Raw genomic sequence first — 9,846 nt, 5'->3', positions numbered from 1 at the left:
ATTGATCCTGCTGCACCAGGCCGATCGAGCCACTGTTGATCTGCGTCTCAATGTTGCTGATGTCCGTCGTGTTCTGCGTCACGCGGCCGTCGAGGTTGGTGATCGCGCTACCCACGTTGGTCACAGTGGCGTTGCCGCTATCGAGCACATACGTCGGCGCGGAGATCGTGCCTGTCGTCGGGTCGAGGGTGGAGCCGCCCCCGAGCGCGTTCGCCGTCGACTGCGATACGTTGTACAGCTGCGCGCCGTTCACTGCATCGGTGCTCGATGCATTCATGTTGCCGTTGAGCAGCCCTGTCAGCCTGCGCGCCCCCGCCGTGCCCGTGAAGTCCACGACCGTACCGTCCGTGCCCTTCGCGACCGTGATGGTGCGTGTCGATTGATCCTGCTGCACCAGACCGATCGAGCCACTGTTGATCTGCGTCTCGATGTTGCTGATGTCCGTCGTGTTCTGCGTCACGCGGCCGTCGAGGTTCGTGATTGCGCTGCCCACGTTGGTCACGGTCGTGTTGCCGTCGTTCAGCACGTAGGTCGGCGCGGAGATCGTGCCTGTCGTCGTATTGAAGGTCGAACCGCCGCCGAGCGCCGCCGCCGTCGCTGCGCCCTCCGTATTCACCTTGGCGTCTTCCGATTGCAGCTGGCTCACGTTCACCGCATCCGTCGCGGCAGACCCTGCCGCCACGTTCGTCAAGCGGCGTTCCTTGCCTGCCGAGCCCACCGACATCTCGCCGTTAGCAGCCGATGCCGTACCCAACAACGCGGTGTTGCCCGGGTTATAGCCCGCCGCCGACAGATTGGCCGTCGTCGTCGAGCCGGAACCCAGCGCCACCGAGTTCCGGGCTGTCGCGGCGGCCGCACCGCCGATCGCCACCGAATCGACACCCGATGCCGTCGAATCCGACAGCGTCGAGTTGGTATGGAAATACTTGATCCCGCCGCCCGAGATGATGTTGTTCATGCGGGCATCGATGTTCGTGATCGCGCCCGCCACGTTGGTCAATGTCGAGCCGCCCACGACGTACGTCGGGTTCGAGATCGAGCCATCGTTGTTCACCGTCGAACCGCCGCCGATTGCGTTCGCCGTCGAGTTCGCCAGGTTGTACAGCTGCGAGCCGTTGACCGCATCCACGCTCGATGCATTCACGTTGCCGTTGGCCACGCCCGTCAGCTTGCGTACGCCTGCCGTCCCGGTGAAGTCCACCAGCGTGCCACCCGTACCCTTCGCCACCGTCACCGTCGCAGTCGAACTGGCCTGCTGCACCAGACCGATCGTGCCGTTGTTGATCTGCGTTGCGAGGTTACTGATGTCCGTCGTGTTTTGCGTCACGCGGCCATCGAGATTGGTGATCGCCCCGCCCACGCTGGTCGCGGTCGTGTTGCCGCCGTCGAGCACGTAGGTCGGTGCGGAGATCGTGCCCGTCGTCGTATTGAAGGTCGAGCCGCCGCCGAGCGCCGCTGCCGTCGAGCTCGCCACGTTGTACAGCTGCGAACCGTTGATCGCATCGGCGCTGGACACGTTGACGGCACCTGGAGCGAGATCCGTGATCTTGTTCGCGTTCATGTCCACGGTGTTCAGCATGCTGATGCCCGCCCCGCCCTTCAGCTCCAGCAAGCCAGTCTGATAACCGGTAACACGGGCCGTCGATGCCGAAAATCCGTACGACCCATTGGTGTCGCCCGTATTGTTCAGCGAGAACGCAAGAGGATTGCTCCCCGTAACGGTGCAGTCCAGGTTGTTCATACTCGTCGCGTAGCCGTACGAATAGCCCGTGCCTCCCGTCGCGAGTCCCGGGCACAATTCGAGCGAGCCATATCCAGCCGTGACGGCTGCATGTGCGCCGCTCGCCGCAAGCCCCATGCCTGCACCAACGACACCAATGACGGCCGCGAGACTCTTCTTCGACGCCCCCTTGCCACGAGCAGCGGCGTTCTCCTGTGCGGCGGCCCACGTACCCGTCGTTTCGTTCCACACAGTCCGGTAAACTCTATTCATTTGTCATCCTAACTTTTCTAAATAAATGATCAACTTCAGTCCAGCGATCGGCTCAGATATCGGAACGACTTCCGCTTTGTGGCGACGCTTCGAGTGCGCAAAAAGACAACGTCTGCACGTCGACTTCTTTCACACGTCGCAGACAATCCACATCCAATCGACGGGTTAGCAGCGTCGGCAAGTTAGGCGAAACGACAGAAGTGCTGAATAGGAGCAGTCTTATTTAGATGTTTGCCACGCATAGTTCGAAGCATCCCTACGTATGTCTTCGAAAAAGACTCGAAAAGGGATGACGAACTCTCGAAGCGATGTGGGCAGCGGGCCCGAATGCCTCGCGCAATCCTGCGATCGCGATGGCAGTGCCGCGAGCGCGATTACCTTGCGGCAATCAACCCGTCAGGGCGCACGTATTCACCGCCCCATGCTTGCGCGAGCTGCGCGCAGCGACCGAGCCGCACCGTCTCGTCGCGCTCGAAGTCGACGAAGACGACATGATCCGCGGCAACAGGCCGCGTGGGCGTACCGCTGCTGCGGCCGTCCGTGAGAATCCACAGCCAGCGCTGCTGGCCGGGCTTGCGGCGTGCCGCGCGTTCGAGCACTGTCGCCGCCGTTTCGGTGCCGAGCGTCAAAGGCGTGCCGCCACCGCCGCCGATGGGCGACAGCCACCGTTCGTTCCACCAGCGCGGCACGGCGGGACGGAAGCGCACGTCGGCACGTTGCCCGCCGAAACACACGAGCGCCGCCTCCGCCCTCTCGGCGCGCGCCTGATCGAACAGCGCGACGAGCAGCCCCTTGGCAAGCGCAAGCCTTTGCCCCGAGAGCATCGAACCGGAGCAATCGAGCACAAAGCAATGCAGCATGCCGCCACGTGCGGCTTCATGAACGAAGCGCAGATGATCCACATGCAAACGTTGATTGCGCTTCGCGGCAAGCGTACGCGGCCACGCGATGCGCGCGCCGGCCGAGCCGTCGTGCGATGCATCGCCCGCGCCTTGCCGCCATCGAAAACCGCTGCGCATCGCGCGCGCGGCCGCGCCCTTTCGATGGCTCAGCGTTTTTTTGTCGGAAGCGGAATGACCTGCTTGACGTGCGTGATGCCCGTCCGTTCGGGTGGAAGATAGCCGTAGTCGCTTTCGCCGGATGGATTCGCGCTATCGGTAGAAGACGGCTGTCGATCGGAAGACGCGGCCTCCTGAGGCTGTCCGGCATCATCGTCATGCAAGCGCCGCCTATGTAGCAACACCGATTCCGCCACTCGATCTACATGCTCCAGCGTCACCTCGCCCGCGCCTTCGAACGAAGCCAGCGCGCGCGCCGCGCGCAGCATCACGAGATCCGCGCGCAATCCATCGACACCCGCAGCGATGCACAATGCGCTGACGTGTGCGTGCACGGCATCGTCGAACGACAGGCGTGTCAAAGACGCGCGCGCATCGCGTATGCGCGCGACGAGCGCTTCCTGCTGCCCGGCATACCCTGAGCGAAACCCGAAAGCGTCCAGATCGAACGCAAGCCGCGCCTTGACGATGTCCTGACGCGTCCGCGGCTCGTAGCAGTTCTCCAGTTCGATCATCAAGCCGAAACGGTCCGTCAGTTGCGGACGCAGCTCGCCCTCTTCCGGATTCATCGTGCCGATCAGCACGAAGCTCGCCTCATGCGTGTGCGAAACGCCATCGCGTTCGACCGTGTTCACGCCGCTCGACGCCGCATCGAGCAGCGCATCGACGAGCGCATCCGGCAGCAGATTCACTTCATCGACATACAGCACGCCGCGATGCGCGCTGGCCAGCAGCCCCGGCGAAAAGCGCACCGACGCATCGCGCAGCGCCGCTTCGATATCGAGCGTGCCGATCAGTCGGTCTTCGCTTGCGCCGAGCGGCAGCGTCACAAAGCGGCCTTCGGGTAGCAGTTCGGCGAGCGCGCGCGCCGCCGTCGATTTGGCCGTGCCCCGCGGTCCACTGACCAGCACGCCGCCGATGCCCGGATCGACGGCGGCGAGCAACAAGGCCTGTCGCAGCGGCGCCTGGCCGATCAATGCGGAAAACGGAAACACGGCAGGCGTCGCCCGGGTTTCGCTCATGATCGTGATCCTTCGATGTGCTGTTCGCTATCCAGCAGATGTTGTTCGATTTGCCCGCGATAGCCGCCTGGCTGCTGCCAGAGCCCACGCTGCATCGCTTCGACGAGCCGCTCGCAGACGGCGTGCAGCGCATGCGGATTGTGCCGGCGCATGAACTCGCGCGTGTCGCTGTCGTTCAGATACGCGTCGGCGACGAGCGCGTATTGATGATCGGCGACCACGCGCGCCGTCGCATCGTAGCCGTAGAGATAATCGACCGTCGCGGCGATTTCGGCCGCGCCCTTGTAGCCGTGACGCTTCACGCCGTCGAGCCATTTCGGATTCACCACGCGCGAGCGGATCACGCGCGCAATTTCTTCATGCAGCGTGCGAACCCGAGGCGCATCCGGGTTGCTGTGATCCGCGTGATAGACGTGCGGCTGATTGCCCGCAAGATGCCGCACGGCCGCCGTCATGCCGCCCTGGAACTGGTAATAGTCGTTCGAATCGAGCACGTCGTGCTCACGGTTGTCCTGATTCTGCAAGACGACATCCATCGCCGCGAGCCGCGTGCCAAATGCGTGCCGCGCCTCCTCGCCCGCGCTCTTCTGCGTGTACGCGTAGCCGCCCCACGACAGATACGCATTCGCGAGATCCGCGTCCGTCTGCCATCGTTGCGTGTCGATGATCTCCTGCAAACCCGCGCCATACGCGCCGGGCCGCGCGCTGAACACGCGAAAGCCCGCGCGCCTGCGTGCTTCATCCGGCGCGACGCCGCGCGCGATCCAAGCATCGCGCTCGCGCATCACGCGCGCGCGAATGGGGTTGACGTCCTCGGGCTCGTCGAGTTCGGCGACAGCCTGCACGGCCGCATCGAACAGATGCATCACGTTGGCGAACGCATCGCGGAAAAAGCCCGACACGCGCAACGTCACGTCGATGCGCGGACGATCGAACGCGGCGATCGGCATGATCTCGAAGTCGGTCACGCGATGGCTGCCCGGCGCCCACTTCGGCCGCACGCCGAGCAGCGCGAGCGCTTGTGCGATATCGTCGCCGCCCGTGCGCATCGTCGCCGTGCCCCACACGGACAGGCCGATCGCGCGCGGATAGTCGCCATGCTCCTGCAAGTGACGCTCGATCAGCGTCTGCGCCGACTTCAGTCCCAGTGACCACGCGGCTTGTGTCGGTATCGCGCGCGTGTCGACGGAATAGAAGTTGCGGCCCGTCGGCAGCACGTCCGGACGTCCGCGCGACGGCGAGCCGCTCGGGCCCGGCGGCACGAAACGCCCTTCGAGCCCGCGTTTCAGATGCATCAGCTCGTGCGCGCCGCATGCGTCGAGACGCGGCAGGATCTCCTCGCGCATGCGTTCCAGAACGCGCACTGCGTGCGGCAATGCATCTGCATCGAGTGGAATGCGCGAATCGCAAGGCAGTCCGCACATGTCGTCGAGCAAACACGACGCGAGCAGTTCGAGCCGTTCGCGCGTGTCGCCGTTGTGACGCCACGGCGCATCGCTCACCTGTTCCAGCAACGCAGGACGCGGCCCTTCCCACGCAGCGGACCAGTCCGCCGACAACGGATCGAACATGCGATCGACGTGCAGATCGCGTGCGAGTGCATCGATGAGGCCCGCCTTCGCGCCCTGTCCGTCGCCGACGGGAAAGCGCGCGAGCGCAAGCAGCGTGTCGCGCCGCTGCACGCCCTGAGGCGACTCGCCGAACGTATGCAAGCCGTCGCGTATCTGCGCTTCCTTCAGCTCACACAGCCATGCGTCGACGCGCGTGAGCAGCGCGTCTTCCGCATCCGCATCGTTCGGCGTATCGAGGCTCAGCTCTTCATGCAGCCGATGCGTGACGATCGTATCGAGAATGGTCTTGCGCAACAGCTTCGCGCGGCGCGGATCGACCATCAGCGCGTCATAGTATTCGTCGACCTGGCGCTCGAGGTCTTGCAGCGGCCCGTAGTTTTCGGCGCGCGTGAGAGGCGGCATCAGATGATCGACGATCACGGCCTGCGCGCGGCGCTTGGCCTGGCTGCCCTCGCCCGGATCGTTGACGATGAACGGATACAGATGCGGCAGCGGCCCGAGAATCGCATCGGGCCAGCACGCATCGCTCAGCGCGACGCTCTTGCCCGGCAGCCATTCGAGATTGCCATGCTTGCCGACATGCACAACGGCGTCGATGCCGAACTGATGACGCAGCCAGAAATAGAACGCGAGATACGCATGCGGCGGCACGAGTTCGGCATCGTGATAGCTCGCGTAGTCGTTCTGCTCGCGCGAGCGCGGCGGCTGGATGCCGATGAACACATGTCCGCAGCGCCAGCCCGCAATCATGAAACGCTCGCGCCGCAAGGTCGGATCGCGTTCGGGTGGCCCCCACTTCGCGTTCAGCGCATCGCGCAGCGATTGAGGCAGACAGGCGAAGTGCGTCATGTAATCGCTCAACGCGAGGCTTTGCAACGCGGGCCGCAGATCGCGCACGACGGGATCATTGGTCACGCCTTGCGTCAACGCGTTCATCAGCGCGTCGCCGTTCGCGGGCACGTCGTCGATGCGATAGCCCTCGTCGTGCAGCATCTTCAGGATGTTCACCACGGACGCAGGCGTATCGAGTCCCACGCCATTGCCGATGCGCCCTTCACTCATCGGATAGTTCGCGAGTATCAGCGCGAGCCTTTTGTCGGCGTTTGGCGCGCGGCGCAACTTGCACCAGCGCTCGCTCAGTTCGGCGACGAACGCGACGCGCTCATGATCCGGCTGATAGCGAACGACGTCCACTTGCGTATGCGGACAGCGATACGCAAGGCCCTTGAAGCTGATCGCGCGCGTGATGATGCGGCCATCGACTTCGGGCAGCGCGACGTGCATCGCGATATCGCGCGAATTGAGGCCGTGATTGTCCTTCACCCAGTCTTCGCGGTTGCCGCCGCTCAGGATCACCTGCATCACGGGCGCGTCGCCCGCCAGCGAGAGCGGCTCGGGATCGTCGATCGCGGAAGCGGCGAACGCCGTCGTGTTCAGCACGAGCGCGATGTGGTGCTGCGCGGCGAGTTGCTGCACGACATCGCGGCTAACCGCATCCTTCAGCGACGTGATCGCGACCGGCAACGGATTCATGCCGCGTGCTTCGAGCGCATCGATCAGCGCATCGAACACGGCCGTGTTGGCGGCCTGCAAATGCGCCTTGTAGAACAGCACAGCGACGACGGGCGCGCCCGGCGTCCAGCGCGCCTGCCAGTCTTCGATGGTCGCGGCGTCGCGCGCAGGGTGATAGAGCGCGGCTGCGGGCAACGGGCTCGGCAGCGCAGGCTCGTCGCCCCAGCCAAGCGCGCGCCACGCGATGCAGCGCATGAACGACTCGGCATTGCGCGCACCGCCCTCGCGCAGATAGCGCCACAGCCGATGACACAGGTTCGCATCCGCCGTGCTGCGCGCGAGCAGATTCGGGTCTTCCTGCAAGTCGCCGGAAAACATCGCGAGCGTCTGCCCGTTGCGCTGCGCGAGCGCGACGACCTGCTCGATCCCATACGGCCAGTACGATTCGCCGCCCAGATGATCGACGACGACGACGCGCGCATGCTTCAACACATCGTCGATATAGAAATCGACGGAAGCCGGCTGCCGCAGATACGTGACGTTCGCGAGCCGCACGCTCGGAAAGCCTTCGCCAAGACGCGGCACGACGCTCGCGAGCAGCGACAGCGTCGTGTCCGCGGAACTGAGGATCACGATATCCGCGGGCTTCTGGTCGATACGGATGACGCCCTTCGTATCGTCGACGAAACCGCCGGGAACGGTGCGCAGCAGATGCATCGCGCCGCCTTCAGGCCTGTTGCGTCTGAGCGTTCGCGACGTCGCTCAATGCTTCGTCGAGCGCGCGCTGCAGCGCCCGTTGATCGAGATCCGCGCCGATCAGCACGAAGCGGCTGAGGGTTGATCTGTCGATTTCGCCCGTCTGCCAGCGCCGGTCGAAATAGCTGTCGAAGCGCCGCCCAACGCCTTGAATCACGAGACGCATCGCCGCGCCCGGCAAGGCCGCAAAACCCTTCACGCGATAGATCGTGTGCGCTTCGACTACTTGCCTGAGCGCCGCGATTATCGTGTCGCGCGACGGTGCCCGTGCCGTCACGACGACGGAATCGAACTCGTCGTGATGGTGATCGGCGTGATCGGGATCATCGGCGGAACCGTGATGATCGTGCCGCAGATGAATCGTTTCTTCCGATGCGGATTCCAGCCCGAGCAGCGCGTGAAGATCGAGCTGCCCCATATGCGCGCGCACCACTTTCACCTGAGGCGGTATCTCTTCGCGCAGCGTCGATTCGACGGCGGCCTGCTGCGCTTCGTCGAGCAGATCGGTCTTGTTGAGGATCACGAGATCGGCCGCCGACAACTGGTCTTCGAACAGCTCGTGCAGCGGCGATTCGTGATCGAGATTGGGATCGGCCTTGCGCAACCGGTCGACGGCGGCGGGGTCGTCGGCAAACTGACCGCTCGCGACGGCGGGACCGTCGACCACGGTGACGACGGCATCGACGGTGAAACTGTTCTTGATCGACGGCCAGTTGAACGCCTGCACGAGCGGCTTCGGCAACGCGAGCCCCGATGTTTCGATCAGCACGTGATCGATCTGGCCGCGCCGCTCGACGAGCTGCTCCATCACGGGAAAGAACTCTTCCTGCACGGTGCAGCACAGGCAGCCATTGGCGAGCTCGTAGAGCTGGCCTTCCGTCTCGTTGCCGTCCTCGTCGCAACCGATGCCGCAACCCTTGAGGATTTCCCCGTCGATGCCAAGCTCGCCGAACTCGTTGACGATCACCGCGATGCGCAGGCCGCCCGCGTGCTGAAGGATGTGACGCATCAACGTCGTCTTGCCGCTGCCGAGAAAGCCTGTGACGATCGTCACGGGAATCTTGCGCATCTGTGTCTGCATGATGGCTCCGTTGCCCGATGTGTTTGTGGGCGACTCTGGAATCGCAACGCCGCGAGCGATGCGAGTCAGTGTGATGCACGGGGACGGAAAACGGCGCCGCAAACGCTTCGCAGCCTGAAGAAGCCAGCGCGAAACGGGCACGCGGCGCGTGCGGAATCGTGAACGCAGCGCCGCATCCCCGCAGCATTGCGTCGTTTTCTCGGGCCGGTATCCGGGCTGATGAAAGCGCCGCCTCTCCTTCCCGCGCGAGCGTTTTCGCGCAGTGGATGATCCGCATGGGCCACTGTTGGACGCACATGCAGCGAGACGGCTCCGCATCGACTTCGCGATGCCTTCACCTACCGTTGCGGGGAGCAGCATAGTTTGGCCCTGTGACGATACGAGCGACACGAGGGGCCGGCTATTTCCCGTTTAACTGCGCGAGCAGAAAGCGCGCGCGAGCACCAGAGTGCGTGCGAGTTTAGGCTCGCGCGCGGGGAGCGTCAAGAATAGAGCCTTAATGCTTTCTCCGCACCCGTTGCGGCGTGCTCATCGAGGAAACTCCGCAGCGACGCGCAAGGTCGGCTGTGCTATCGTATGCGCGCGTCTGGTGCCGTGCCTGCGTTCGCTTGCACGGTTAAACGGGAAACAGGGAAGCGCGTCTTTTGTATGGCACGTGTCGTGCGTCAAATGAGGTGCTCAGCCTGTGCTGTCCCCGCAACGGTCACGCGGCGAGCGGAAGGAACAACTTCCGCGCAGTGCGTTCAAGGCCACTGCCTGCATCATGCAAGTGGGAAGGCGAACGCGATGAGCCGCCAGCCCGGATACCGGCCAGATGCAGGGGGGCGACGGGACGGACGAAACCCGTCGCCAT

At 64.2% G+C, this 9,846-nt stretch carries 5 protein-coding genes and 2 riboswitches; all 5 genes read right to left on the bottom strand.

Annotation, left to right across the window (positions count from 1 at the left end; translation table 11 throughout):
- The coding region (locus tag BN2476_RS30065) for an ESPR-type extended signal peptide-containing protein (RefSeq protein WP_268957963.1) at nucleotides 1-1,993 on the bottom strand (1,993 nt) is incomplete at its 3' end.
- 374 nt (nucleotides 1,994-2,367) lie between these two features.
- A complete protein-coding gene (locus BN2476_RS30060; protein WP_087737856.1) occupies nucleotides 2,368-3,012 on the bottom strand; it encodes a vWA domain-containing protein in 645 nt (214 codons plus the stop codon).
- A gap of 29 nt (nucleotides 3,013-3,041) precedes the next feature.
- Nucleotides 3,042-4,073: a magnesium chelatase ATPase subunit I gene (locus BN2476_RS30055; protein WP_087737855.1), complete on the bottom strand. Its 1,032-nt coding sequence runs from the start codon at nucleotides 4,071-4,073 to the stop codon at nucleotides 3,042-3,044.
- A complete protein-coding gene (cobN, locus tag BN2476_RS30050) occupies nucleotides 4,070-7,873 on the bottom strand; it encodes a cobaltochelatase subunit CobN (protein ID WP_087737854.1) in 3,804 nt (1,267 codons plus the stop codon). The genes BN2476_RS30055 and cobN overlap by 4 nt, the downstream gene beginning before the upstream one ends.
- 10 nt (nucleotides 7,874-7,883) lie before the next feature.
- Nucleotides 7,884-8,993, bottom strand: coding sequence for a cobalamin biosynthesis protein CobW (gene cobW / locus BN2476_RS30045; RefSeq protein WP_087737865.1), 1,110 nt, complete (start codon nucleotides 8,991-8,993; stop codon nucleotides 7,884-7,886).
- Between the two features lie 185 nt (nucleotides 8,994-9,178).
- A riboswitch (cobalamin riboswitch) is annotated at nucleotides 9,179-9,456 on the bottom strand.
- A 107-nt stretch (nucleotides 9,457-9,563) separates the two neighbouring features.
- Nucleotides 9,564-9,822, top strand: a riboswitch (cobalamin riboswitch).
- Nucleotides 9,823-9,846: the final 24 nt, after the last annotated feature.

Source organism: Paraburkholderia piptadeniae (assembly GCF_900007165.1).
Classification (GTDB): domain Bacteria; phylum Pseudomonadota; class Gammaproteobacteria; order Burkholderiales; family Burkholderiaceae; genus Paraburkholderia; species Paraburkholderia piptadeniae.
This window is presented reverse-complemented; position numbering and strand designations above follow the sequence as displayed.

Bases quoted from the DNA above. Each gene is read 5' to 3' on its own strand.
- cobN (WP_087737854.1), bottom strand. From the start codon at position 7,873: ATGCATCTGCTGCGCACCGTTCCCGGCGGTTTCGTCGACGATACGAAG.
- BN2476_RS30055 (WP_087737855.1), bottom strand. From the start codon at position 4,073: ATGAGCGAAACCCGGGCGACGCCTGCCGTGTTTCCGTTTTCCGCATTG.
- BN2476_RS30060 (WP_087737856.1), bottom strand. From the start codon at position 3,012: ATGCGCAGCGGTTTTCGATGGCGGCAAGGCGCGGGCGATGCATCGCAC.
- cobW (WP_087737865.1), bottom strand. From the start codon at position 8,993: ATGCAGACACAGATGCGCAAGATTCCCGTGACGATCGTCACAGGCTTT.